Source organism: Escherichia sp. MOD1-EC6098 (assembly GCF_002965865.1).
Lineage (GTDB): Bacteria > Pseudomonadota > Gammaproteobacteria > Enterobacterales > Enterobacteriaceae > Escherichia > Escherichia marmotae.
Genome location: NZ_PTSN01000006.1, coordinates 136,942 through 160,616, shown reverse-complemented (window position 1 = coordinate 160,616; position 23,675 = coordinate 136,942). Strand labels below are relative to the sequence as shown.

The 23,675-nt window shown below is 50.8% G+C and carries 28 protein-coding genes; 12 read left to right on the top strand and 16 right to left on the bottom strand.

The window, feature by feature from the left end:
* Positions 1–129: 129 nt before the first annotated feature.
* The 11 genes from flgL to flgB all read right to left on the bottom strand — a co-directional run bounded on the left by flgL (position 130) and on the right by flgB (position 10,096).
* Positions 130–1,083 carry a flagellar hook-associated protein FlgL gene (flgL, locus tag C0K55_RS09235; protein WP_001212793.1) on the bottom strand — a complete coding sequence of 318 codons (954 nt, stop codon included), beginning with the start codon at positions 1,081–1,083 and terminating at the stop codon, positions 130–132.
* Between the two features lie 12 nt (positions 1,084–1,095).
* Positions 1,096–2,739: a flagellar hook-associated protein FlgK gene (gene flgK / locus C0K55_RS09230; RefSeq protein WP_016261911.1), complete on the bottom strand. Its 1,644-nt coding sequence runs from the start codon at positions 2,737–2,739 to the stop codon at positions 1,096–1,098.
* A 65-nt stretch (positions 2,740–2,804) separates the two neighbouring features.
* Positions 2,805–3,746 (bottom strand): flagellar assembly peptidoglycan hydrolase FlgJ, encoded by a 942-nt coding sequence (gene flgJ, locus C0K55_RS09225; protein WP_001516180.1) that lies wholly within the window; start codon positions 3,744–3,746, stop codon positions 2,805–2,807.
* Positions 3,746–4,843 carry a flagellar basal body P-ring protein FlgI gene (gene flgI, locus C0K55_RS09220; RefSeq protein WP_000589297.1) on the bottom strand — a complete coding sequence of 366 codons (1,098 nt, stop codon included), beginning with the start codon at positions 4,841–4,843 and terminating at the stop codon, positions 3,746–3,748. The genes flgJ and flgI overlap by 1 nt, the downstream gene beginning before the upstream one ends.
* 11 nt (positions 4,844–4,854) lie before the next feature.
* Positions 4,855–5,553, bottom strand: coding sequence for a flagellar basal body L-ring protein FlgH (gene flgH / locus C0K55_RS09215; protein WP_016248589.1), 699 nt, complete (start codon positions 5,551–5,553; stop codon positions 4,855–4,857).
* A 52-nt stretch (positions 5,554–5,605) separates the two neighbouring features.
* Positions 5,606–6,388: a flagellar basal-body rod protein FlgG gene (gene flgG / locus C0K55_RS09210; protein ID WP_000625823.1), complete on the bottom strand. Its 783-nt coding sequence runs from the start codon at positions 6,386–6,388 to the stop codon at positions 5,606–5,608.
* A gap of 171 nt (positions 6,389–6,559) precedes the next feature.
* Complete coding sequence (flgF, locus tag C0K55_RS09205; RefSeq protein WP_000349270.1) at positions 6,560–7,315, bottom strand: flagellar basal-body rod protein FlgF; 756 nt, start codon at positions 7,313–7,315, stop codon at positions 6,560–6,562.
* 19 nt (positions 7,316–7,334) lie between these two features.
* Entirely contained in the window at positions 7,335–8,540 is a 1,206-nt protein-coding gene (gene flgE, locus C0K55_RS09200) for a flagellar hook protein FlgE (RefSeq protein WP_000885838.1), read from the bottom strand.
* 24 nt (positions 8,541–8,564) lie between these two features.
* Complete coding sequence (flgD, locus tag C0K55_RS09195; protein ID WP_105266245.1) at positions 8,565–9,260, bottom strand: flagellar hook assembly protein FlgD; 696 nt, start codon at positions 9,258–9,260, stop codon at positions 8,565–8,567.
* Between the two features lie 11 nt (positions 9,261–9,271).
* The gene (gene flgC / locus C0K55_RS09190; RefSeq protein ID WP_001196470.1) at positions 9,272–9,676 is read right to left on the bottom strand and encodes a flagellar basal body rod protein FlgC; all 405 of its coding nucleotides are present in this window, start codon (positions 9,674–9,676) and stop codon (positions 9,272–9,274) included.
* Between the two features lie 3 nt (positions 9,677–9,679).
* Positions 9,680–10,096 carry a flagellar basal body rod protein FlgB gene (flgB, locus tag C0K55_RS09185; RefSeq protein ID WP_000884689.1) on the bottom strand — a complete coding sequence of 139 codons (417 nt, stop codon included), beginning with the start codon at positions 10,094–10,096 and terminating at the stop codon, positions 9,680–9,682.
* Positions 10,097–10,249: 153 nt separating this feature from the next.
* On the opposite strand from flgB, the gene flgA reads away from it, so the two are divergent.
* The 3 genes from flgA (at position 10,250) to flgN (ending at position 11,699) form a co-directional block, all read left to right on the top strand.
* Positions 10,250–10,909 (top strand): flagellar basal body P-ring formation chaperone FlgA, encoded by a 660-nt coding sequence (flgA, locus tag C0K55_RS09180; RefSeq protein WP_105266246.1) that lies wholly within the window; start codon positions 10,250–10,252, stop codon positions 10,907–10,909.
* A 75-nt stretch (positions 10,910–10,984) separates the two neighbouring features.
* Entirely contained in the window at positions 10,985–11,278 is a 294-nt protein-coding gene (flgM, locus tag C0K55_RS09175) for a flagellar biosynthesis anti-sigma factor FlgM (protein WP_000020864.1), read from the top strand.
* A 4-nt stretch (positions 11,279–11,282) separates the two neighbouring features.
* Positions 11,283–11,699 carry a flagella biosynthesis chaperone FlgN gene (gene flgN / locus C0K55_RS09170; protein ID WP_105266247.1) on the top strand — a complete coding sequence of 139 codons (417 nt, stop codon included), beginning with the start codon at positions 11,283–11,285 and terminating at the stop codon, positions 11,697–11,699.
* 39 nt (positions 11,700–11,738) lie between these two features.
* Here flgN and murJ read toward each other — a convergent pair whose 3' ends face one another.
* The 4 genes from murJ to rimJ form a co-directional block, all read right to left on the bottom strand.
* Positions 11,739–13,274, bottom strand: coding sequence for a murein biosynthesis integral membrane protein MurJ (gene murJ, locus C0K55_RS09165; protein ID WP_001050690.1), 1,536 nt, complete (start codon positions 13,272–13,274; stop codon positions 11,739–11,741).
* A 109-nt stretch (positions 13,275–13,383) separates the two neighbouring features.
* Positions 13,384–14,307: a Gfo/Idh/MocA family protein gene (locus C0K55_RS09160; RefSeq protein WP_000736170.1), complete on the bottom strand. Its 924-nt coding sequence runs from the start codon at positions 14,305–14,307 to the stop codon at positions 13,384–13,386.
* Between the two features lies 1 nt (position 14,308).
* Entirely contained in the window at positions 14,309–14,956 is a 648-nt protein-coding gene (locus C0K55_RS09155; protein ID WP_000877132.1) for a YceH family protein, read from the bottom strand.
* A 10-nt stretch (positions 14,957–14,966) separates the two neighbouring features.
* The gene (gene rimJ, locus C0K55_RS09150; protein ID WP_000468210.1) at positions 14,967–15,551 is read right to left on the bottom strand and encodes a ribosomal protein S5-alanine N-acetyltransferase; all 585 of its coding nucleotides are present in this window, start codon (positions 15,549–15,551) and stop codon (positions 14,967–14,969) included.
* Positions 15,552–15,786: 235 nt separating this feature from the next.
* On the opposite strand from rimJ, the gene mdtH reads away from it, so the two are divergent.
* The 9 genes from mdtH (at position 15,787) to C0K55_RS09105 (ending at position 22,531) form a co-directional block, all read left to right on the top strand.
* A complete protein-coding gene (mdtH, locus tag C0K55_RS09145) occupies positions 15,787–16,995 on the top strand; it encodes a multidrug efflux MFS transporter MdtH (RefSeq protein ID WP_085448870.1) in 1,209 nt (402 codons plus the stop codon).
* 170 nt (positions 16,996–17,165) lie between these two features.
* Positions 17,166–17,726 carry a lipoprotein gene (locus C0K55_RS09140; protein WP_010377240.1) on the top strand — a complete coding sequence of 187 codons (561 nt, stop codon included), beginning with the start codon at positions 17,166–17,168 and terminating at the stop codon, positions 17,724–17,726.
* Between the two features lie 106 nt (positions 17,727–17,832).
* Positions 17,833–18,879 (top strand): dihydroorotase, encoded by a 1,047-nt coding sequence (gene pyrC, locus C0K55_RS09135; protein WP_000126569.1) that lies wholly within the window; start codon positions 17,833–17,835, stop codon positions 18,877–18,879.
* A 74-nt stretch (positions 18,880–18,953) separates the two neighbouring features.
* On the top strand, positions 18,954–19,199 hold the full coding sequence (dinI, locus tag C0K55_RS09130; RefSeq protein WP_105266248.1) for a DNA damage-inducible protein I: 246 nt from the start codon (positions 18,954–18,956) through the stop codon (positions 19,197–19,199).
* Positions 19,200–19,474: 275 nt separating this feature from the next.
* Positions 19,475–19,729: a biofilm formation regulator BssS gene (bssS, locus tag C0K55_RS09125; protein WP_000414435.1), complete on the top strand. Its 255-nt coding sequence runs from the start codon at positions 19,475–19,477 to the stop codon at positions 19,727–19,729.
* 114 nt (positions 19,730–19,843) lie between these two features.
* Positions 19,844–20,962, top strand: a complete 1,119-nt coding sequence (gene solA / locus C0K55_RS09120; RefSeq protein ID WP_016261903.1) for an N-methyl-L-tryptophan oxidase — start codon at positions 19,844–19,846, stop codon at positions 20,960–20,962.
* Positions 20,963–21,010: 48 nt separating this feature from the next.
* Positions 21,011–21,124, top strand: a complete 114-nt coding sequence (locus C0K55_RS09115) for a YceO family protein (protein ID WP_085448872.1) — start codon at positions 21,011–21,013, stop codon at positions 21,122–21,124.
* A gap of 261 nt (positions 21,125–21,385) precedes the next feature.
* A complete protein-coding gene (locus C0K55_RS09110; protein WP_038354856.1) occupies positions 21,386–21,952 on the top strand; it encodes a cytochrome b in 567 nt (188 codons plus the stop codon).
* Positions 21,953–21,955: 3 nt separating this feature from the next.
* The gene (locus C0K55_RS09105; RefSeq protein WP_000749251.1) at positions 21,956–22,531 is read left to right on the top strand and encodes a YceI family protein; all 576 of its coding nucleotides are present in this window, start codon (positions 21,956–21,958) and stop codon (positions 22,529–22,531) included.
* A 41-nt stretch (positions 22,532–22,572) separates the two neighbouring features.
* On the opposite strand, the gene trhO is transcribed toward C0K55_RS09105, so the two are convergent.
* Complete coding sequence (gene trhO, locus C0K55_RS09100) at positions 22,573–23,625, bottom strand: oxygen-dependent tRNA uridine(34) hydroxylase TrhO (RefSeq protein WP_038354857.1); 1,053 nt, start codon at positions 23,623–23,625, stop codon at positions 22,573–22,575.
* Positions 23,626–23,675: the final 50 nt, after the last annotated feature.

Below are 23,675 nucleotides of genomic sequence, written 5' to 3'. Positions count from 1 at the left end.
TATATTCAACTTCACCCAATGGTATTCTTGCCAGCCACACTCAAAAATAAGGCAAAAAAATGCCCGCTCAGGCGATCCCAGAGCGGGCAGACAAAACATACCCAGTTTCATGATATGTTTGAAAAGTGCTTATTTATTGAGCTGAAAAAGCGATAATCCTTGCATATCAGTAAACGCTTTGTACGACGCCTGTAACGCCGTTTGCTGCATGATGTAAGATGAAATCGTCGCGTTCCAGTCCACATCAACCAAATCACTCATCTGCTGCGTCTGACCTAAAGCGCGATCGCTACCTAATGAATCCAGCGACTCCAGTTCGTTCAACTGTGTGCCTAATTCCGCACGTACGGTGAGCACATTATTCAGCGAGTTTTTCAGGCCACGGTTAGTTTTATCTAATGCCGCAGCAGCGGTTTCTTTATCCGCTTCACTATCTGCAACCGGTGTTTTCAGCGCAGCGATGGCGCTATCCAGCATAGCAAAAAGGCTGGTTTCAGAATCGCTACCATCTGGTTCCGCTACCGCATTACTGGTAATGCTATTAAAAATTTTGTCGCCGGTATGCCCTATCACCATCGAACGCGAAGCATCAACCTGTTGCTTAATACTTTCAGTTCCGCCGACATATTCACCTTTCGCTTCGCTAAACGGTGCGGATTCGGTTTTATAACCAGCAAAAATGTAGCGCCCGTTACCGTCAGTGGTATTCGCCAGATTCAACAACTGGTCGCGGAGTCCCTGAATATCCGTGGCTAACGATGCCCGATCATCGTCACTTAACGTGCCGTTGCTGGCGTAGACAATTTTTTCCTGGGCGTTCTGGATTGCCGTAGTAACCTGGCTAAGCACACTCTCTTCCAGCGACACTTTTTGCGTCGCGAAAGTACGCGCCAGCGTGTACTGACTGTTTTGCGCCTGCGCTTGTGAGAGCACGACAGCTTGTGATGCAGCAATGGGATCGTCAGAAGGGTTAACAACTCGCTTACCCGTCGACATCTGTTCGCCATACTTCATCCATTCCGCCTGGGAACTGGTGATACCGCGCATATTTTGCTGGTACATCATCTGGGTACTGAAACGCATTTTTTCTCTCCCTTAGCGAATGTTAATAAGCGCATCGAAAATGGCGTTCGCCGTCTGCAGAACCTGCGCATTCGCCAGGTAGTACTGCTGAAAACGTTGCAAGTTGCCGTACTCTTCATCAAGGTTGACGCCGGAAATAGATTGCTGCTGATTAGAGAGTTGCGTCACCACATTACCTTGCGTCGTACTGCTGGTTTTCAACGTAGCAGTTTTATTGCCGATATCACTCACTAACGAGGCATAGGCGTCGTTGAAGGATTTCGCCCCGCCCACCGTTTTACTGTTGCTTTGCAAATCCAGCAGCGCCTGACCATTACGGTTATCGCTCTCACCAGCGGTTTTATCGCTCGCCATGGCGATTTTCGCTTCGTCGGTGATTAAAACGTCCATGTTGACGATGGCATCGCTTACCGGTTTCAACGTGAAGCTGTCATTAGCATCTGGTGTGCCGGTAAACGTCAACTCCAGACCGTCAAACGAAACTTTACCGTCGGTATCTGGCGTCACCGTAAAAGTAGTATTGCTGGCAAGGCGGGTGACCTGCCACTGATTATTGTTGAAAGAGATTTTGTAATCTGTTGCCAGCACCGCGGAGCCGTCGGTCACCGTGGCGCTGATCGCGCTACTACCCTGGTTTTTAGTATTCTCCAGCACAGCCGGTTTCCCGATGGCAAAAAAATCTTTCCCTGTATCGCCATTGGCATCAAACCCGTCTTTGTGTTGAGTATTGAAAGCCCCGGCAAATGCCAGCGCCAGTTGTCCGAGCGTATTGCGCGTCTGGTCGAGATCCTGAGAACGGAATGTCAGAAGGCCGCCCAGCGACCCGGTATTCAGTAATTTCTCCGGGATCTCAATATTGCCCACAGTACTATCAACATAAGCGACTGTCGTGCGGGAAGGATCGGCGCTGGACGGTACTGCCGCCAACTGACGCGCCGTGCTGCCCTGTACCAGTGAGTAACCATTGGCCATCGTGATGTTGTAAGTGCCGCCATCCTGAACGCTGACTTCTACACCAACGATCTGGTTTAATTCGCTCACCAGTTGATCACGTTGATCCAGCAGTTCGTTAGGTGACGCCCCCGCCCCCACACCTGTCAGGCGTGAGATTTGATCGTTCAGACTGGCGATTTGTTTAGCATAATTGTTGATCTGGTCAACGCTGGCACCTATCGCGATATTGACCTGTTTATCCTGGTCGCGCAGATACTGATCGGTGGTTTTAAACTGGTTTACCAGCCCTTCTGCTTTACCGATCAGCGCCTGACGTGCCGCCGGATCTTCCGCGTTACTGACCAGTGTTTGCAGACTGGTGAAGAAATCCTGCATCTGTGTTGCCAGCGAGGTCGTGCTGCCAGAAAGCATATTGTCGATTTTCGACATCTGTTCATAGCGGGAAGTCAGACCGCTACTCTGGGTTTGCGCCGCACGTAACTGGTTGGTAATAAACGCATCATACTCACGTTGCACACCGGATACGTAGACACCATTGCCAACCCAACCACCTGCACCCAGAGTGCTGTTGGCCTGCGCCATAATGGTGGTTTGGCGGGTATATCCGGCAACGTTATAGCTGGAAATATTATTACTCGCCGTATTTAACGCTGCCTGCGCCGCGTTAAGTCCGCTCATGGCGTTATTGATCAAGCTGGACATGGAGGTTCCTTATAAGCTTTCAATTACAGAGCATTATCGGCAGACACCCGCCGGACTTGAGTTCTTCAGAACAGATTATCGATACTCATGTTGTAAGTTTTGCTCACTTTGTCGCTTACCGATTTCATCTGCTGAATCATATGGGTTAGTTTGCGGGCATAATGAGGATCGGTCGCATATCCCGCGTCCTGTAATGCCTGCGCCCCCTGCTCAGCGCTTTTGGCATTCGTCACGGCGGCGTAACGCGGGTTACGTGTTAATAGACCGACATAATCTGAAAGCGCTTCAAGATATGAGCTGTAAACCCGGAACTTCGCCTTTACTTTCTTCGCTTCGCCATTTTCATATTCGGTGGTGGTAATTTCAGTGATCGGCCCTTTCCAATTGCCGGAGGCTTTGACGCCAAACAGGTTATAGCTTGGCTCACCATTTTCACGACGGATTTGCCGTTGTCCCCAGCCTGATTCCAGCGCCGCCTGGGCAAGGATCAGATGATGCGGCACACCACTTTGCTGGCTTGCCCGTTGGGCGGGAAGCGAGAGTTGCGCGAGGAACGCTTTGCTGTCACCAGGTAGCGAATCATCGTAGTTACGTGGTACGGCTTTTTGCACCAGTTGCGAGAGCGCCTGGTTTTGGTAACGCATCACAGTTTCAAGCGGGAATTTCATCGGTGCCGCTGGCGTTGCTTCATCTGGCAACGGCTGCTCTGGTGTCATCTGTTTAACCATCATCTCCGCCAGCCCCAGACCTTTGCCTGCTGTCATCTGTTGGGCAATCTGCTGGTCATACATACTGGTGTAGAGTCGGGTATGCTCGCTGCTGAACAGGCCATCTTTCGGTAAGGCTTCACGCATACTTTTCAGCATCATCTGCACGAACATCCCTTCTACCTGACGAGCCACCGGGCGAATATTTGCCGCCGGATCTTCACCCACTTTCGCTTTCAGGTCATTAAGCGATTGTGCATCCCAGGCGGCACTGGCCAGCAGTTTGCTGTCGCTAATCATCAAATGATTTCCAGTTTTGCCCGCAGACATCCCGCGCTTTGCATCGATTGCAGTATGGACATCAGATCCATCGGCGTAGCCCCCAATGCATTGAGCGCGCGCACTACGTTATTGAGGCTGGCGCTTGAACGCACGCTTTGCAGCGAACCACCGCTCTGACGTAAGTCGATCTGCGTTTGTGGGGTTACCACGGTTTCTCCACCACCAAACGGCGTATCTGGCTGGCTGACATTCACCTGGCGATTCACCGTAACCGAGAGGTTGCCCTGTGCCACCGCGCAGCTATCGAGGGTCACTTCACGATTCATCACCACTGAACCGGTACGCGAGTTAATAATCACTTTGGCGTCCTGCGGAGTGACATTGACCTGCATGTTCTGGATATCGGCAAGGAAACGCACCTGGGAACTGTTGCCACTCGGCACGCGTACCTGAATAGTTCGCGCATCTAACGCCGTCGCGTTGCCGTATCCGCGTGTGCGGTTGATGGTATCGGCAATTTCCTGCGCCAGGGTGAAATCTTCCTCATTTAGCTGCAAATTGAAGGTATTGCCAGCACCAAACTGGCTGGGCAATTCGCGCTCAATAATTGCACCATTGGTGATCCGTCCGCCATTCAATTGGTTAACCTGAACACTGCTGCCCCCCGCCGATGCGCCTGCGCCGCCGACCAGAATATTGCCCTGCGCCAGCGCATACACCTGGCTATCGACACCCTTAAGCGGTGTCATCAGCAGCGTACCGCCACGCAGACTTTTGGCGTTACCCATCGACGACACCACGACATCAATGGTTTGCCCCTGGCGTCCAAAAGGCGGAAGTGACGCCGTCACCATTACCGCAGCGACGTTTTTTAACTGCATATTGGTGCCTGTCGGAACGGTAATTCCCAACTGCGAGAGCATGTTATTTAGCGTTTGCGTGGTAAACGGCGTCTGGGTCGTCTGGTCACCCGTACCATCCAGGCCAACTACCAACCCATAACCAATCAGCGAGTTTTGCCGTACGCCCTGAACGCTGGTGAGATCGCGAATACGCTCGGCCTGCGCCACGACCGCAACCAGCAGAAGAATGAATGCAGAGAGAAATTTAATCACCACAGCCTCACTTACATTGGCGACAGGTTAAGGAAGAAACGCTGTAACCAGCCCATATTTTGTGCTTCGTTAATGTAGCCATTGCCAACGTACTCAATGCGCGCATCCGCCACCTGGGTAGACGGTACGGTGTTGCTACCACTGATAGTGCGTGGATTGACCACGCCGGAGAAGCGAATAAATTCGGTGCCCTGATTAATGGCGATCTGTTTTTCACCCACCACATGCAGGTTACCGTTTACCAGCACTTGATCGACCGTCACCGTCAACGTGCCGCTGAAGGTATTGCTGGCATTAGCTCCACCTTTCCCGTTGAAGCTATTGCCGCCAGAGGCATCGACATCAGCGCGGGCATTACCAAACAGCCCCTGCAAATAGCGCGGCACAGTATCAAAGCCAAAATTGGTTTTACCGTCGCGGCTGGCATTCGCGGAAGAACTCTTGCTGGCACTGACGTTTTCCTGCAACACAATGGTCAGCGTATCGCCAATATTACGTGGGCGGCGATCTTCAAACAGCGGTTGATAGCCATAGTTAATCGGCTGAGCAGACTGGAATATGGAACCGTTGGCGACGGGTGTCGGACCAGGAACCGGCTGTGCAGTAGTCGCCCCCTGTACCAACGGCGTGGAGGGTATCCAGGCACAGCCGGTCAGTGAAAACACCAACAAGCTGGAAATGGCGTAAATGCGCGCAGCGTTTTTTTGCATGGCTATCATCTTCAAAAATCAGTAAACCGGTGAACCAGCCACCGGTTATGCCTTAGAGTTGCGTCAGTTTTTGCAGCATCTGATCGGTGGTAGATACCGCTTTACTGTTGATTTCGTAGGCACGTTGTACCTGAATCATGTTGACCAGTTCTTCCGCCACGTTGACGTTAGATGTTTCAACATACCCTTGATACAGCAGCCCCGCGCCGTTCAGACCCGGTGTACTTTCGTTCGGTGCGCCGGAGGATTGCGTTTCGGTGTAGAGGTTTTCGCCAATGCTCTCCAGCCCAGTGTCGTTCATAAAGGTAGTGAGATTAAGCTGCCCAACCTGAACCGGAGCCGCCTGGCCTTGCTGGGTTACGCTGACCACGCCATCACGACCGATGGTGATGCTTAACGCATTCGCTGGAATGGTGATCGCAGGCTGTACCTGAAAACCACCCGCCGTCACCAACTGCCCGTTCTGATCCACCTGGAAAGAGCCGTCGCGGGTGTAGGCCGATGAGCCATCCGGCAGCATGATCTGGAAAAAGCCCTGCCCTTTAATCGCCACATCTTTGCTGTTATTGGTTTGCGACAGGTTGCCCTGACTGTGTAGGCGTTCAGTGGCAACCGGACGCACACCAGTACCGATTTGTAACCCGGACGGCAAGGTGGTTTGTTCGGAAGACTGCGCACCAGGCTGGCGAATGGTTTGATAAAGCAGATCTTCAAACACCGCCCGCTGACGCTTGAAACCGTTGGTACTGACGTTTGCCAGGTTGTTGGCAATGACGTCCATATTGGTTTGCTGGGCGTCGAGGCCGGTTTTGGCGATCCATAATGAACTGATCATAAAATGTCCTGTAGTGGAGTGCTGACCACGTGCATATGTCTTTTTACCGGATGCGGCGTAAACGCCTTATCCGGCCTACAAGATCTCGCAAATTCAATACATTGCGATGCAACTCGTAAGCCCGATAAAATTGCGCATCAGGTAACTTATGCTTGTCACTTATCCTTTCAATTAACTCATCGAAAGCAGTTGATTGGCACGGCCTGCGTTATCATCAACGCTGCTGATAACCTTCATCTGCATTTCAAAACGCCGCGCGCTGGCAATCATGTCGCTCATCGCCGCAACAGCATTGACATTACTGCCTTCCAGCACGCCCGACATCACCCGTAACGTCGGGTCTGCCTGAAGTTCCGCTCCACGTGTGGCCTGACTTTCAGCAGTCAAACGAAAAATGCCGTCATCGCCGCGCTGCACTTCACTGCCCGTAGCTTTCACCAGTTTCAGCCGCCCGACTGGAGCGACGGTATTTGCCGGATCGCCAGAATTCAGCGCCGAGATAGTACCATCGGCAGCAATAGTGATTTCCGCCCCTTCCGGCACAGCAATCGGCCCCGCCTCACCAATCACCGGATGCCCCTGAATCGTCAGTTGCCCGGTGGGATCAACCTGAATGCTGCCATTACGCGTATATCCTTCGCTACCGTCAGCGGTCTGCACGGCCAGCCAGCCGTCTTGCTGTAACGCAACATCCAGCGGACGTGAGGTGTAATCCATCTTGCCGGGCGTCATGTCTGCCCCTGGCGTAGATGCCGTCACCAGCGTGCGTGTAGGCAGCGAAAGTCCCTCTACCGGCACTGCACGTAAGGCGTTTATCTGCGCGCGAAAACCAGGTGTAGATGCATTCGCCAGATTACTGGCAGTTACCGCTTGCTGATTCAGCGTCTGGCTGGCGGCCCCCATCGCGGTATAGATTGCGTGATCCATTGAGCTATCCCGTCAGCGATTAGCGTAAGTTAACCAGCGTGTTGAGGATCTGGTCCTGGGTTTTGATAGTCTGGGCGTTGGACTGATAGTTACGCTGGGCGACAATCATATTGACCAGTTCTTTGCTGAGATCGACATTGGACGCTTCCAGCGCACCATTGGTCAGCGTGCCAAAATTGCCTGTTCCGGCAGTCCCCAACAGCGCCACGCCAGAAGATTGCGTCGCAGACCAGACATTATCGCCTTCGGACGCCAGTCCTTCGTTGTTAGCGAAGTTAGCCAGCACAATCTGCCCCAACAGTTGGGTTTGTTCGTTGGAATAGTTGCCGACTACCGTACCGTCATCGTTGATTTGGTAACTCACCAGATCGCCCGGTTTGTAGCCGTTCTGGGTGGTTGCCACGATGTTGTTCGCACCGGTGTTTTGTTGCATGGAGTTGAGGAAACTTAACGAGAATGAGGCGGGATCTGCACCGTTAATTGCACCGGTGGCAACTAACGCAGAAGCACCAGATGTCAGAGTTCCATTCGCATCAAACGCCAGTGTTGTTACTTGCTTAGCGATACTGGCTGCATCACTACTATCCTGGGTGTAAACATCCCAGTTATTATCCCCGGTCTTCACAAAGTAGACGCTCATGTCATGAGCATTCCCCTGGCTGTCAAATACCGTTACCGAACCTTTTTTGTTATAGCTATCCGCATCACTGGCATCGAAAGTTTTGACTGTCGGAAGAGGATCACTGGAGTTAAGGTTGATCTGCATTGACGCCGTTGTCGTCGTTTTCGCCGCCATCAGGGTATTCGGAATCGAAATATTGCCTGGATTCGCCCCCTGCTGAATAGTCGGTGGTGTGCCGGTTGCCGGATACCCCGTTAACTGTAAACCTTGCATATTCACCAGATTACGGTTTTCATCGAGTTTAAATTGCCCGTTACGGCTGTAAAACACTGAGCCGTTACTGTCTACGAGGCGGAAGAAACCGTTCTGGCTGATGGCAACGTCAAGGCCACGTCCTGTATTCGTGGTCGTTCCATCGGTAAAATCCTGGGTAATGCCGGCAACTTTTACCCCCAGCCCCACTTTAGAACCCGCGAACATATCAGCAAAAGAAGCCGTACCGGATTTAAAACCATAGGTGGCGGAGTTGGCGATATTGTTGCCAATAACATCGAGGTTGGTGGCGGCTGCGTTTAATCCGCTAACCGCTTGAGAAAAGGCCATGACTGACTCCTGAAATGTGAAGGCTTAAATTATCTGCCGTACTTCGTCGAGAGTGGTGGTGCCGTAAGTGCCGAGATCCAGCGTATTACCGTTGTTACCGCGGATCACGCCCTGCACCAGAGCAAACTGCAGCGGTTGCGCAACTAACTGCGTACCACCGTTACTGGCGCTAATCGCCACGTTATAAGAACCATTCGGTGCGGTTATGCCGTCAGTTAATGTGCCGTCCCAGGTGAAACTGTGGACTCCGGCGGTCAGTTCACCGATATCAATCGTGCGTACAACCGCGCCATTTTTATCAGTGATCGTGGCGGTGACTTTGTCTGCCGCCTGTTGCAGTTCAACACCAAACGGCGTGGTCGTGGTTACCGCCCCTTCTTCACTGCCAGTACCGGCAAGAATGGTGGTGCCGGGGATCATCACACCATGACCAATCAGGTTACTGGCCTGTAGCGACTGACTGTTGTCTATCTGTCCGGAAATCGAACCGAGTGTAGTATTGAGTTTTTCAATCCCGCTAACCGTGCTGATTTGCGCCAGTTGCGATGTCAACTCGTTGTTCTCCATCGGATTGGTCGGATCCTGATTTTTCAGTTGCGCCACCAGCAAAGTCAGAAAACTGCTTTGTAAATCTGCAGCGTTACTGCCAGTGAGCGAACTACTGCTGGTAGTACTGACACCAGTATTTGTCGGATCGGTGGTGGTTACCGCAATGGACATGGTTTTCTCCTTTATTGACCGAGCGTGAGGGTCTTCAGCATCATGCTTTTCACCGTGTTGAGGACTTCAACGTTGGCCTGATAACTGCGTGATGCCGACATGGTGTTAACCATCTCCCCAACCACATCCACGTTTGGCATTTTCACGTAACCCTTCGCGTCCGCCAGTGGATTTCCCGGCTCATATACCAGTTTGTCTGGCGCCTGGCTTTCAATCACGTCAGCCACTTTCACCCCACCTGTCGCGGTTCCCGGCGCGGCGTTCACCTGAAACACCACCTGTTTTGCCCGATAAGGTTGTCCGTCTGGCCCTGTCACGCTATCGGCATTCGCCAGATTACTGGCCGCTACGTTCAGACGCTGGGACTGGGCAGTTAACGCCGACCCGGCGATCTCAAAAATATTCAGCAGTGCCATCCGTTAATTTCCGCTCTGTAAAACGTTCATCATGCCTTTGATTTGCCCACTCAACGCGCTAAGGCTCATCTGATATTGCAGGCTGTTATCGGCAAACTGGGTGCGTTCGCGATCCATATCGACGGTATTGCCGTCCAGCGAAGGCTGATCCGGAATACGGTATTGCAGTTCTGCGGAAGGAGGCGTCAGCGCCTGCGCCGGAATGTGTTGCGTTGAGGTCATGGTCAGGGCCACCACACTGGTTTCATCCCGTCCACGCAGCATTACTTTTTTAAGTTCACTGGCAAAATCTATATCGCGCGCCTGATAACCAGGGGTATCGGCGTTGGCGATGTTTGCCGCCAGCACTTCCTGACGATGAGCGCGCAGATTGAGCGCCTCTTGTTGAAAACGTAAGGCGGCGTCGAGCTTATCGAGCATATCTCCTCCGCAGATATCAAAATTCTGCCGTCAGCTTAAAGGCTTTAGGCGCGCGTTATCGGCGGAATAAACGCAAAATGGGTCGCTATTTATGCCGTTGATGGTCACGCCGCGCGGGTACAATTTAGCCTGTAGAAATGGCTGGGGGCGGAAATGCAAATAATGAAGCATGGCGTGGTACTCATCGCGATACTGTTCGGCCCGCTGAGTACGGCTGGCGATTTCACATCACAATTGAAAACCTTTTTTGTGGTACAACTGGCGGGGTTGAGTGATGAGGTTCGTATCTCTATTCGCACGCCCCCCCATTTACTGCCTGCGTGTGAACAGCCATTGTTTTCCATCACCAGTAATTCCCGCCTGTGGGGCAATGTGAATGTGCTGGCACGCTGCGGCAACGACAAACGATATGTGCAAGTCAATGTGCAGGCCACTGGGAATTATGTCGTTGCCGCGATGCCCATTGTGCGGGGAGGAAAACTGGAATCTGCCAGCGTCAAACTGAAACGCGGACGGCTGGATACCTTACCGCCACGTACTGTACTGGATGTTAATCAACTGGTTGATGCAGTCAGTCTGCGCGATCTGACGCCCGGGCAGCCAATACAACTAACCATGCTGCGCCAGGCCTGGCGAGTAAAAGCCGGACAGCGTGTCAACGTGATCGCCAGTGGCGATGGTTTCAGCGCTAATGCTGAAGGTCAGGCGCTGAACAACGCGGCGGTTGCGCAAAATGCTCGTGTCCGCATGGTGTCGGGTCAGGTGGTCAGTGGTGTGGTGGATGCGGATGGGAATATTCTTATAAACCTGTAATCTGTTAAAGATTGACCGACTATTGCCGATAAATAAGCAACAAATGATAAAAGCGCCCTCAATGAGGAATAAACCATGAGTATTGACCGCACCGCTCCCCTGAAGCCCATAAGCACCGTTCAGCCACGCGAAACCAGTGACACTCCGGTAGCCAATACCCGCTCGACAAAAACGACCGCCGCCGCCAGTACCAGTGTGACATTAAGCGATGCACAAGCAAAACTGATGCAACCAGGCAGCAGTGATATCAATCTTGAGCGCGTAGAAGCGTTGAAACTGGCGATTCGTAACGGTGAACTAAAGATAGATGTCGGCAAAATTGCCGATGCACTGATCAGCGAAGTGCAACAAGACTTACTGAGTAAATAAACGTATGACGCGTCTTGCAGAGATCCTCGACCAGATGTCCGCAGTGCTTAACGATCTTAAAACGGTGATGGAGCAAGAGCTGCAACATCTCTCTATGGGGCAGATCAACGGCAGTCAGTTACAACGGATTACAGAACAAAAAAGCTCACTGCTGGCGACGCTGGATTACCTCGAGCAGTTACGTCGGCAAATACCGGATGTCGCAAACAGCAACGATATCGCACAATGCTGGCAGGAAATTACCGTAAAAACGCAGCAACTGCGTCAGTTAAATCAACATAACGGCTGGCTACTGGAAGGACAGATTGAGCGCAATCAACAGGCGCTGGAAATGCTGAAACCACATCAGGAGCCGACGCTGTACGGGGCCAACGGTCAAACCTCAACGCCCCATCGCGGCGGTAAAAAGATATCTATCTGAAGATTTTCTCCGGCCTGCAATGCAGGCCGGGATTGGTTATTAAGCCGTCCGACGGGCAAACTCTTTGACTTTAAAGCCCAGCACCGCCAGCGCGGCAAAGTACGCCGCAATTCCCGCGACAACTACCGCCATCAAACGCAGTAAGCGCCAGGGCATAGTACCCAATGACCAGTCCGGCATGATGTGCAACATACCTAAAAGTACGCCAGACATCACCAGCACTGCTACCACCAGACGCAGCAGAAACGCAGTCCAACCGGGTTGCGGGGTAAAGATTTTCTGCTTACGCAACTGCCAGTAAAGCAGCGAGGCATTCAGGCAAGCTGCCAGACCAATGGAAAGCGACAGTCCGGCATGTTTCAACGGGCCGATAAACGCCAGGTTCATCAACTGCGTCAAAATCAGCGTGACGATGGCAATTTTCACCGGTGTTTTAATATCCTGGCGGGAATAAAAACCCGGAGCCAGCACTTTCACCACAATCAGGCCGATCAACCCCACTGAATAGGCAATCAATGCCCGCTGAGTCATCAGCGCATCAAAGGCGGTAAATTTACCGTACTGGAACAGCGAAACAGTTAATGGACCTGAGAGAATACCCAACGCTACCGCGCTCGGCAGCGCCAGCAGGAAACAAAGACGCAGGCCCCAGTCCATCAAGCGGTTGTATTCATCATGATTACCGCTGGCAAAACTTTTCGACAGCGACGGCAGCAAAATAGTCCCCAGCGCCACGCCCAGTACGCCAGACGGAAACTCCATTAAACGGTCGGCGTAGTACATCCACGACACGGAACCTGAGGCAAGAAACGAAGCAAAAATGGTGTTGATGATCAAGGAGATCTGACTAACAGAAACACCAAGGATCGCCGGACCCATCTGTTTCACCACGCGCATTGCTCCTGCATCGTGAAAGTTAATGCGCGGCAGAACCAACATGCCGATCTTCTTCAGGTGCGGTAGCTGATACACCAGTTGCAGTATACCGCCCACCGTAACAGCCCACGCCAGCGCCAGCACCGGCGGATTAAAGTACGGTGCAGCAAACAGCGCAAAACCAATCATGCTGATGTTAAGTAACGTCGGGGCAAATGCCGGAATCGAGAAACGGTTCCAGGTATTCAAAATAGCCCCCACCAGCGATGCTAGGGAGATCAGCAAAATATAGGGAAAAGTGATCTGCAATAGCTGAGTGGTCAGCGCGAATTTGTCGGCGGTGTCAGCAAAGCCCGGCGCGGTCACCATTATCACCCACGGTGCGGCGAGCATCCCGGCAACGGTCACAACCGCCAGTGCCAGCGTCAGCAGGCCCGAGACATAAGAGACAAAGACCCGAGTTGCATCTTCACCTTGCTTGCTTTTATATTCCGCCAGAATCGGCACGAATGCCTGGGAGAATGCCCCTTCGGCAAAGATACGGCGCAACAAGTTAGGAAGTTTGAAAGCGACGAAAAAAGCGTCGGTTGCCATCCCTGCGCCAAAAATTCTGGCGACAATAGCGTCACGAGCAAAGCCAAGCACACGCGAAAACATGGTCATCGAGCTGACGGCGGCCAGCGATTTTAATAAATTCATTGGTGTTCTAATCCAGACCCACGAACAAAACGCCTGCAACGCAGGCGCTGAAAGAGGCGAATAGTCTACCTGGATTATGGTGAATTGCTACCGCCAGATGTTACAGGGTTTATTCACTCATCGCGTCTCGCCAGAGTTTGTCAACGATGCGCTGCGCCAGTACTGCCTGCTCACCAGCAGTTTGTGGAACTGTCTGATTTTGCACGCATTCGATGAAATGATGCGCGCAGCCAACAAATCCACGCTGCTCGAGGGTACTTTGCCAGCCGGGAATCGGTTTGTGCACCACGCCCTGCCCGCGCTCCTCGCGCCATTCACGCATATCCGTAATGTCGATGAGCGCGCCGTCGGTCACGGCCTGCACCGTTTCACGCTGGCTACCAGCACGGCGATGCATGCAGGTGGTGATTTGCAAAGGCCCCACCGAAAAATGGTGCTCGGCAAACAACATTTCGCCAGACTCGTTAGTCAACAGCGAACCACCGTCAAGGGAGGCTTTGCCGCCAGACAGCCACAGAGCAGTGTCAACCACATGCAGATAATCATCCAGCAACGTGAAATAAAGATCGTGTGGCCCGACGCTATGAGTACGATGTTTATCCATTCTCAGCGACGCTGCGGTGGCAAGTTGCGTTTTTAGCTCACTGTAGAGCGGTGCAAAGCGACGGTTAAAACCGACCATCAACGTCAGTTTTTTCCGCGCCGCCAGTTCCACCAGCCGCTCGGCATCGCGCAGATTTTCTGCCAGGGGTTTATCGACACAGACATGAACGCCAGCGTTTAATAACGCACTGACCACTTCAAAATGACTGGCGGTGCTGGAGTGGACAAAAACTGCATCGCAACTGGCAGCAAGGTTAGATAACGAATCGGCATAAGGAATGCGCCAGCTTTCACAAATGGGTAGAGCTTTCTCGCGCGTTGGCGACCATGCCCCCTGTAACGTCCAGTCAGACGCTGCCGCCAGCACCGGTAACCACGCTTTTTGCGCGATCCCTCCTAACCCCACTACGCCGATACGTAATTTTTTCACTTTAATCTCCCAGATGGGCCAGCAACGAATCAAGACGCTGTTTCAGTTCTGCCACTTCGATTTCCAGTGCTTCGACACGGGCCTGTAAATCACCTTCAACCGCCTTCGACGGTTCCGTTACCACAGGTTGCTCATCTATCTCACCACTGAAAAGATGCATATAGCGACTTTCGCGTTTACCCGGTTCGCGAGCCAGACGCACCACAAAAGGGCCATCTTCGCGATTCGCCAGTTGTTCCAGCGTCGACTCTACTTCCGCCATATCGCTAAATTCATACATTCGCGCCGCGCGGCTGCGCAGTTCACCCGGCGTCTGGGCACCACGCAATAACAACGTGGTGATTAACGCCACTTCTGCGGCGCTCAGTTTCAGATCGCCAAATTCTGAATTACAAAAGCGTTGCTCATATTTGGTGACCCGATTACCAAAACCGCTCACCGTGCGTAAATAATGACGTTTTACCAGATTATCCAACTGCTCCTGCACTTCAGATTCGCTTAAGTTCATTACCGGTTCACGGTTCGTTTTCTGATTACAGGCCGTGACTACGCTATTCACGGAGAGCGGGTATTGCTCCGGCGTCGTCACCTGTTTTTCCAGTAAACAGCCAATCACGCGGGCTTCCAGTGCGGTAAGTTGATACTTCATAACATTCTCCTTAGCGGCCGGGCGTCCAGTCCGGGGTGGTTAATGCCGTCAGCACGTGATCGCGCCATTGTCCATCAATCAACAGATAATCTTTCGCATAACCTTCTTTTTCAAAACCCAGTCGCGCCAGCAAATCACCGCTACGTTTATTGTGCGGCATATAGTTGGCCATAATGCGATGAATGTGTTGGGTACGCTGCATATAACGAATGGCGGCGGTCAGGGCTTCAAACATTAGCCCCTTGCCCTGCCATTTTTGTCCGATTGAATAACCGAGATAGCAGGCATGGAAAGATCCTCGCACCACATTAGAAAAATTGGCAACGCCAATAATCTCTTTCTCATCCGGGTCGAACAACCCAAAATAGAATGCAGAACCTTGTTTATGAAATTCATTAATCATGCTTAACCTGGCCTGCCAGCCTGAAGGATAGCAGTGGCTTTCGTCGCGCACTGGTTCCCAGGGCTTGAGAAAATGGCGATTTTCTGCGTAATAGTCCGCCAGCCGCCAGGCATCACGTTCATGCACCAGACGCACGACCAGTCGGTCTGTGGTTAAGCGCACTTTTGGCACGTTACTACGATAGCCAAACATTCTATACCTACTCCTTCCCGTAACGTCTTTAATACGCTGTAAGTATTACTATACCTGCGCAACCAGAACCTGTGAAAAGTCCAAAATGCCATTTCCTGCATTATTCACATATTTGATAAAAACTCTCTATCAAAGAGGACTTTCGATAAAAAAATATTGTCCCGGGAAATATGGGAAAAGTATTAGCGACCATGCAGAATAGAAAGTGCTCATCTTTTATTTCCCGGGAGGGGAAATGTCGCGCGTTTCACAGGCCAGGAACCTGGGTAAATATTTCCTGCTCATCGATAATATGCTGGTCGTGCTGGGGTTCTTTGTTGTCTTCCCCCTGATCTCTATCCGCTTCGTTGATCAAATGGGCTGGGCAGCCGTGATGGTCGGTATTGCTCTCGGTCTGCGTCAGTTCATTCAGCAAGGTTTAGGCATTTTTGGCGGCGCAATTGCCGACCGCTTTGGCGCAAAACCGATGATCGTCACCGGAATGCTGATGCGCGCCGCGGGATTTGCCACTATGGGGATCGCCCACGAGCCATGGATGCTGTGGTTTTCCTGCCTTCTCTCAGGTCTTGGCGGTACTCTGTTCGATCCGCCGCGTTCGGCACTGGTGGTCAAATTGATCCGCCCGCAACAGCGTGGACGTTTTTTCTCCCTGTTGATGATGCAGGACAGTGCTGGTGCGGTCATTGGCGCATTATTAGGTAGCTGGCTGTTGCAATACGATTTCCGCCTGGTCTGCGCGACGGGTGCAATTTTGTTTGTGCTGTGTGCGGCATTTAATGCCTGGTTGTTACCGGCATGGAAACTTTCTACCGCGCGTACGCCAGTCCGCGAAGGCATGGCCCGCGTGATGCGCGATAAACGTTTTGTCACCTATGTTCTGACGCTGGCAGGCTACTACATGCTGGCCGTTCAGGTAATGCTGATGCTGCCGATTATGGTCAACGATATCGCCGGAGCGCCCTCTGCCGTTAAATGGATGTATGCCATTGAAGCGTGTCTCTCCTTAACGTTGCTTTACCCTATCGCCCGCTGGAGCGAAAGACGTTTTCGTCTGGAACACCGATTGATGGCTGGGCTATTGGTCATGTCGTTAAGCATGATACCGGTTGGAATGGTCAGCAATCTGCAACAACTCTTCACCCTGATTTGTCTATTTTATATCGGTTCAATCATTGCCGAACCTGCGCGTGAAACCCTAAGCGCCTCGCTGGCAGATGCACGAGCGCGCGGCAGCTATATGGGGTTTAGTCGTCTGGGCCTGGCGATTGGCGGTGCTATCGGTTATGTCGGTGGCGGCTGGCTGTTTGACCTGGGTAAATCGGCGCAGCAACCAGAACTACCGTGGATAATGTTGGGCATTATTGGCATCATCACCTTCGTTGCGATGGGGTGGCAATTTAGCCAGAAACGCGCTACGCGTCGGTTGCTGGAACGCGACGCCTGAAAATGCCATGCTTTCTGTTACCATTGTTCGCCCAGTCAATCTACTCGCCGCAGCAACCTGTTATTACCTGTCGCCGCTGTTTTCAGTTTTTTCTGCTGGCGGGTTTAACGCTGGTGACACATGCTGCGTTGTGTCAGGATATTGACGCAGATTTCATGTCGAGGACTACCATGAACAAGTTTTTATTTGCCGCTGCATTGATCATCAGCGGCCTGCTCGTTGGCTGTAATCAACTCACCCAGTACACGATTAGCGAACAAGAAATTAACCAGTCGCTTGCGAAACATAATAATTTCTCAAAAGATATCGGTTTGCCCGGTGTGGCTGATGCCCATATCGTTCTGACAAATCTGGCCAGTCAAATTGGCCGCGAAGAGCCAAATAAGATCACCTTAACCGGTGATGCCAATCTGGATATGAACTCTCTTTTCGGCAGCCAGAAAGCAACCATGAAACTGAAGCTGAAGGCGCTGCCGGTGTTTGATAAAGAAAAAGGCGCGATCTTCCTGAAAGAGATGGAAGTGGTCGACGCAACGGTGCAGCCAGAAAAAATGCAAACGGTAATGCAAACATTGCTTCCCTATTTGAACCAGGCACTACGCAATTACTTCAACCAGCAACCGGCTTACGTTCTGCGCGAAGATGGTAGTCAGGGTGAAGCAATGGCGAAAAAACTGGCGAAAGGTATTGAGGTGAAACCTGGCGAAATTGTCATTCCGTTTACTGATTAAACACGAAGGGCGCATTCGCGCCCTTTATTTTTCGTGCAAAGGAAAACGTTTCCGCTTATCCTTTGTGTCCGGCAAAAACATCCCTTCAGCCGGAGCATAGAGATTAATGACTGCACCATCCCAGGTATTAAAGATCCGCCGCCCAGACGACTGGCACCTTCACCTCCGCGATGGCGACATGTTAAAAACTGTCGTGCCGTATACCAGCAAAACTTATGGCCGGGCCATCGTTATGCCCAATCTGGCTCCGCCCATAACGACCGTCGAAGCTGCCGTAGCGTATCGCCAGCGTATTCTTGACGCCGTACCTGCCGGACACGATTTCACCCCGCTGATGACCTGTTATTTAACAGATTCGCTGGCCCCCAATGAATTGGAGCGTGGATTTAACGAAGGCGTGTTCACCGCGGCAAAACTTTACCCGGCAAACGCTACCACCAACTCCAGCCACGGTGTGACGTCGGTTGACACTATCATGCCGGTACTTGAGCGAATGGAAAAAATTGGCATGCCGCTGCTGGTGCACGGAGAAGTTACACACGCCGATATCGACATTTTTGACCGTGAAGCCCGCTTTATTGAAACGGTTATGGAGCCACTGCGCCAGCGCCTGACTGCGCTGAAAGTGGTTTTTGAGCACATCACCACTAAAGATGCTGCCGAATATGTTCGTGACGGTAATGAATTGCTGGCCGCTACTATTACCCCCCAGCATCTGATGTTTAATCGTAACCATATGCTGGTTGGCGGTGTACGTCCGCACCTGTACTGCCTGCCCATTCTCAAACGTAATGTGCATCAACAGGCACTGCGTGAGCTGGTCGCCAGTGGCTTTAATCGCGTTTTTCTCGGGACTGACTCCGCACCACATGCACGTCATCGCAAAGAGAGTAGCTGCGGTTGTGCAGGCTGTTTTAATGCACCAACGGCGCTGGGCAGTTACGCCACTGTATTTGAAGAAATGGATGCGTTGCAGCACTTTGAAGCGTTCTGTTCTTTAAACGGCCCGCAGTTCTATGGTTTACCGGTCAACGAATCGTTTATTGAACTGGTACGCGAAGAGCAACAAGTTGCTGAAAGCATCGCTCTGACCGACGACACGCTGGTGCCATTCCTGGCCGGAGAAACGGTTCGCTGGACAGTTAAACAATAAAAAAACGTAGCACCCTGTTGTCATTAGGTTATTTTACCTGTATAAATAACCAGTATATTTAACAGGGGGCTATTATGAGAATTGAAGTCACCATCGCGAAAACTTCTCCATTACCTGCCGGGGCTATTGACGCTCTGGCAGGTGAACTTTCCCGCCGTATTCAGTCTGCGTTTCCTGATAACGAAAGCCATGTGTCTGTTCGTTATGCTTCAGCCAATAATTTATCGGTTATTGGCGCGACAAAAGAAGATAAACAACGTATTAGCGAAATTCTGCAAGAAACATGGGAAAGCGCAGATGACTGGTTCGTTAGCGAATAATATGCAGTAATGTTTGTTTTGCCGGGTCGCCCCGGCTTTTTTATTTTGCGTACAAATCTTCTACACTTCCTCAAAATAATTGCACAATATGCTAAAAAAATATGAATGACATGCTGTTTTATTGTTCATATAAATCTTAAAACCAAAAAAATATCTCTTTCCCCCTTTAAAAATTCGGTGAACACCCTTACTTATTGGTATACTGAAGTTGCTTCAGATAAAAACGCATTGAACCTCGAATAACGTTGTCTAGTAACACGAATTAGGGGGCCATGATGGAAAAAAACAATGAAGTCATTCAGACTCATCCGCTCGTAGGGTGGGACATCAGCACCGTTGATAGCTATGATGCGCTGATGTTGCGTTTGCACTACCAGACCCCAAATAAGTCCGAGCAGGAAGGGACTGAAGTTGGTCAGACACTCTGGTTAACTACTGATGTTGCCAGACAATTTATTTCGATATTAGAAGCAGGAATCGCCAAAATTGAATCTGGTGATTTCCATGTAAATGAGTATCGGCGTCATTAACATGACATGACCATCCACCCAAAAGGCACCTGACCGGTGCCTTTACCATTTCTGGGTTGTATATCTGCATTCACTTAATTACTCTGCTTGTACCATGAGAGCAGAGAGAAAAAAATGAAATACGATCTCATCATTATTGGCAGCGGTTCCGTAGGTGCTGCAGCCGGGTATTATGCCACCCAGGCCGGTTTGAAAGTGCTGATGACCGACGCCCATATGCCACCACATCAACACGGCAGTCACCACGGTGATACGCGATTAATTCGCCATGCTTATGGTGAAGGCGAAAAATATGTTCCGTTAGTGCTTCGCGCGCAAACGTTGTGGGATGAACTCTCCCATTACAACGAAGAAGACCCTATTTTTGTGCGCTCTGGCGTCATCAACCTTGGTCCATCTGACTCCAAATTCCTCACCAACGTTGCCCACAGTGCGGAACAGTGGCAACTCAACGTCGAAAAACTGGATGCGCAAGCGATTATGGCCCGCTGGCCGGAAATACGCGTCCCGGACAACTACATCGGCTTATTTGAAGCTGATTCCGGCTTTTTGCGCAGTGAACTGGCGATTAAAACCTGGATCAAACTGGCGAATGAAGCTGGCTGCGCGCAACTGTTTAATTGCCCGGTCACCGCTATTCACCATGATGACAACGGCGTAACTATTACAACGGCTGATGGCGAGTATCAGGCAAAGAAAGCGATCGTCTGCGCGGGAACCTGGGTAAAAGACCTGCTACCAGAACTCCCGATTCAGCCAGTACGCAAAGTATTTGCCTGGTATCAGGCAGATGGTCGTTATAGCATTAAAAATAAATTTCCGGCGTTTACTGGCGAACTGCCCAATGGCGATCAATATTACGGTTTTCCTGCCGAAAATGACGCTCTGAAGATTGGTAAACATAACGGTGGTCAGGTGATTCATTCCGCGGATGAACGAGTTCCATTTGCGGAAATTACCAGCGACGGTTCTGAAGCCTTCCCATTCTTGCGCCAGGTGTTGCCAGGTATTGGCTGCTGCCTGTACGGCGCTTCCTGCACCTATGATAATTCGCCTGACGAAGATTTTATTATCGATACCCTGCCCGGTCACGATAATACGCTGCTGATTACCGGCCTGAGTGGGCACGGCTTTAAATTTGCGTCGGTTTTAGGGGAAATAGCCGCTGACTTTGCACAAGACAAAAAAAGCAATTTTGATTTGACGCCATTCAGACTTTCCCGCTTCCAATAATCATCATTACGGCCTCCAAAATGAGGCCGTTTTTACAGGAGTTTTTTAATGCGTCGTTTGGTGAACTATCTCATCAATAATATTCGCGAACACCTCATGCTTTATCTTGTTCTTTGGTCACTGCTGGCGATTATGGATCTCATCTATGTATTTTATTTCTAACCCGTAATCACTGACATAAATTGACAAATATTTAATATCTCTTTCATTTGGTGTGAAAATTTGAATAAGCTTATTCCTGCAATAACCGCATTCACCAGATTTCACTCATCCTGAAACAACTAAACTTATGAAGATCTCTTCATTATTAAATCAAAATTATTGAAATAAAAATAAATATCATTCGAATTGTTATTTTTAAGTTGCAATTCATTCTCCGACACGCCATTTTCATTCTCTCGCAAATATGTTTCGGATGCCCTTATGCCACTTACAAATACCCCTGAACGCTATGGCGTTATATCAACAGCCTTTCATTGGCTAAGTGCAATCATTGTCTATGGCATGTTTGCTTTGGGTCTGTGGATGGTAACGCTCAGTTATTACGATGGCTGGTATCACAAAGCACCAGAACTGCATAAAAGCATCGGTATTCTGTTAATGATGGGGCTGGTTGTTCGTATTCTGTGGCGTGTCATATCCCCACCGCCAGGTCCGTTGCAAAATTATTCGCTTATGACTCGTCTTGGTGCAAAGACTGGACATCTTGCGCTGTACCTCTTGCTCTTCGCCATTGGCATCAGTGGCTATCTGATCTCTACCGCCGATGGCAAACCGATCAGCGTTTTTGGCTGGTTTGACGTTCCCGCAACCCTTGCCGATACTGGCGCGCAGGCTGACTTAGCCGGTGCCCTGCATTTTTGGCTGGCGTGGAGCGTGATCGTTCTGTCCGTTATGCACGGATTTATGGCTCTGAAGCATCATTTCATCGATAAAGACGACACCCTGAAGCGCATGCTGGGAAAATCGTCATCTGACTATGGAGTTTAAAAAATGAAAAAAAGCCTGCTTGGTTTAACCTTCGCTTCACTGATGTTCTCTGCCGGTTCAGCTATCGCCGCCGATTATAAAATTGACAAAGAAGGCCAGCACGCCTTTGTCAATTTCCGCATCCAGCATCTGGGTTACAGTTGGTTGTACGGCACATTTAAAGATTTCGACGGTACATTTACGTTTGATGAAAAGGATCCTGCAGCCGATAAAGTGAATGTGACTATTAACACCACCAGTGTTGATACCAATCACGCCGAGCGCGATAAACATCTCCGCAGCGCGGATTTCCTTAATACAGCAAAATATCCGCAGGCAACCTTCTCCTCCACCAGCGTGAAGAAAAACGGTGACGAGCTGGATATTACTGGTGATCTGACGCTGAATGGCGTGACCAAACCAGTAACGCTGGAAGCGAAATTGATTGGCCAGGGCGACGATCCATGGGGCGGTAAACGTGCGGGTTTTGAGGCTGAAGGGAAAATTAAGCTAAAAGACTTCAATATCAAGACAGATTTAGGCGCGGCTTCGCAGGAAGTTGATCTGATTATTTCGGTTGAAGGCATACAACAGAAGTAGTGCTGAGATGTTGCCGGATGACACGCATCCGGCACGAATGTTTATTCTGTTGGATCAGGAATAACCAGTGTCATGTTCAGGCGTCCACGTGATTTATTAAAGATCTTATTGCCATTTTCCCGCCCGGCACGGAGACGTCGCTGTTCTTCTGGCGGTAACGCGCTTTCTTCACAGCAAATCTCACTACAACAGCCTTTGAATTTCTCGGCGCACGCCGGACACTGAATGAACAGCAGGTGGCAACCATCATTTTTGCAGTTGGTATGGCTGTCGCACGGTGTGCCACATTGATGACAATGCGCGATAATTTCATCAGAGATGCGCTCTCCCATCCGCTCATCAAAAACGAAATTTTTACCAATAAAGCGGACCGGCAGACCTTGTTCCCGCGCTTTGCGGGCGTATTCAATAATGCCGCCTTCGATATGCCAGACTTTATTGAATCCGCTATGTTTCATCCAGGCACTGGCCTTTTCGCAACGAATACCACCGGTGCAGTACATCACGATTTTTTTATCTTTATGCGCCTGCATCATCTCAACCGCTTTCGGCAGTTGCTCACGGAAGGTATCAGCCGGAATTTCGAGCGCGTTTTCAAAATGCCCCACTTCGTATTCATAGTGGTTGCGCATGTCGATAAACAGCGTATCTGGATCGTCAAGCATGGCGTTCACTTCCGCCGCTTGTAGATATTCCCCGACGTTACTGGCGTCAAATTGAGGATCGTCAATACCATCGGCAACAATTCGTTCGCGGACTTTCATGCGCAGCACCCAGAAGGATTTCCCGTCATCATCCAGCGCAATATTCAGACGTAATCCGTTTAAAGCAGGGTCAAAAGCATAAAGCTGTGCGCGAAATGTCTCTACGTTGCTCGCCGGTACGCTGATTTGTGCGTTGATCCCTTCACGTGCCAGATAGACCCGCCCAAAGACATTCAACGCAGTAAATAGCTGATATAAAGCATCGCGGGTCGCCCTGGGATCGGCAATTTGGAAATATTTATAGAACGACATGGTGGTGCGTGGTTCGCTCTCGGTCAGCATTTTGGCTTTCAGCGCGTCATTAGAAATGCGGTTGTGTAACACTGGCATGGTGTACGGTTCCTGCGGGTGGGTAAGTAAAAATCCGCGGCATCATATAG

What these genes read in the sequence shown, in the direction of transcription:
- flgL (WP_001212793.1), bottom strand. Translation starts at nt 1,083, where the DNA reads ATGCGTTTCAGTACCCAGATGATGTACCAGCAAAATATGCGCGGTATC.
- flgK (WP_016261911.1), bottom strand. Translation starts at nt 2,739, where the DNA reads ATGTCCAGCTTGATCAATAACGCCATGAGCGGACTTAACGCGGCGCAG.
- flgJ (WP_001516180.1), bottom strand. Translation starts at nt 3,746, where the DNA reads ATGATTAGCGACAGCAAACTGCTGGCCAGTGCCGCCTGGGATGCACAA.
- flgH (WP_016248589.1), bottom strand. Translation starts at nt 5,553, where the DNA reads ATGCAAAAAAACGCTGCGCGCATTTACGCCATTTCCAGCTTGTTGGTG.
- flgG (WP_000625823.1), bottom strand. Translation starts at nt 6,388, where the DNA reads ATGATCAGTTCATTATGGATCGCCAAAACCGGCCTCGACGCCCAGCAA.
- flgF (WP_000349270.1), bottom strand. Translation starts at nt 7,315, where the DNA reads ATGGATCACGCAATCTATACCGCGATGGGGGCCGCCAGCCAGACGCTG.
- flgE (WP_000885838.1), bottom strand. Translation starts at nt 8,540, where the DNA reads ATGGCCTTTTCTCAAGCGGTTAGCGGATTAAACGCAGCCGCCACCAAC.
- flgD (WP_105266245.1), bottom strand. Translation starts at nt 9,260, where the DNA reads ATGTCCATTGCGGTAACCACCACCGATCCGACAAATACTGGTGTCAGT.
- flgC (WP_001196470.1), bottom strand. Translation starts at nt 9,676, where the DNA reads ATGGCACTGCTGAATATTTTTGAGATCGCCGGGTCGGCGTTAACTGCC.
- flgB (WP_000884689.1), bottom strand. Translation starts at nt 10,096, where the DNA reads ATGCTCGATAAGCTCGACGCCGCCTTACGTTTTCAACAAGAGGCGCTC.
- flgA (WP_105266246.1), top strand. Translation starts at nt 10,250, where the DNA reads ATGCAAATAATGAAGCATGGCGTGGTACTCATCGCGATACTGTTCGGC.
- flgM (WP_000020864.1), top strand. Translation starts at nt 10,985, where the DNA reads ATGAGTATTGACCGCACCGCTCCCCTGAAGCCCATAAGCACCGTTCAG.
- flgN (WP_105266247.1), top strand. Translation starts at nt 11,283, where the DNA reads ATGACGCGTCTTGCAGAGATCCTCGACCAGATGTCCGCAGTGCTTAAC.
- murJ (WP_001050690.1), bottom strand. Translation starts at nt 13,274, where the DNA reads ATGAATTTATTAAAATCGCTGGCCGCCGTCAGCTCGATGACCATGTTT.
- C0K55_RS09155 (WP_000877132.1), bottom strand. Translation starts at nt 14,956, where the DNA reads ATGAAGTATCAACTTACCGCACTGGAAGCCCGCGTGATTGGCTGTTTA.
- rimJ (WP_000468210.1), bottom strand. Translation starts at nt 15,551, where the DNA reads ATGTTTGGCTATCGTAGTAACGTGCCAAAAGTGCGCTTAACCACAGAC.
- mdtH (WP_085448870.1), top strand. Translation starts at nt 15,787, where the DNA reads ATGTCGCGCGTTTCACAGGCCAGGAACCTGGGTAAATATTTCCTGCTC.
- C0K55_RS09140 (WP_010377240.1), top strand. Translation starts at nt 17,166, where the DNA reads ATGAACAAGTTTTTATTTGCCGCTGCATTGATCATCAGCGGCCTGCTC.
- pyrC (WP_000126569.1), top strand. Translation starts at nt 17,833, where the DNA reads ATGACTGCACCATCCCAGGTATTAAAGATCCGCCGCCCAGACGACTGG.
- dinI (WP_105266248.1), top strand. Translation starts at nt 18,954, where the DNA reads ATGAGAATTGAAGTCACCATCGCGAAAACTTCTCCATTACCTGCCGGG.
- bssS (WP_000414435.1), top strand. Translation starts at nt 19,475, where the DNA reads ATGGAAAAAAACAATGAAGTCATTCAGACTCATCCGCTCGTAGGGTGG.
- solA (WP_016261903.1), top strand. Translation starts at nt 19,844, where the DNA reads ATGAAATACGATCTCATCATTATTGGCAGCGGTTCCGTAGGTGCTGCA.
- C0K55_RS09115 (WP_085448872.1), top strand. Translation starts at nt 21,011, where the DNA reads ATGCGTCGTTTGGTGAACTATCTCATCAATAATATTCGCGAACACCTC.
- C0K55_RS09110 (WP_038354856.1), top strand. Translation starts at nt 21,386, where the DNA reads ATGCCACTTACAAATACCCCTGAACGCTATGGCGTTATATCAACAGCC.
- C0K55_RS09105 (WP_000749251.1), top strand. Translation starts at nt 21,956, where the DNA reads ATGAAAAAAAGCCTGCTTGGTTTAACCTTCGCTTCACTGATGTTCTCT.
- trhO (WP_038354857.1), bottom strand. Translation starts at nt 23,625, where the DNA reads ATGCCAGTGTTACACAACCGCATTTCTAATGACGCGCTGAAAGCCAAA.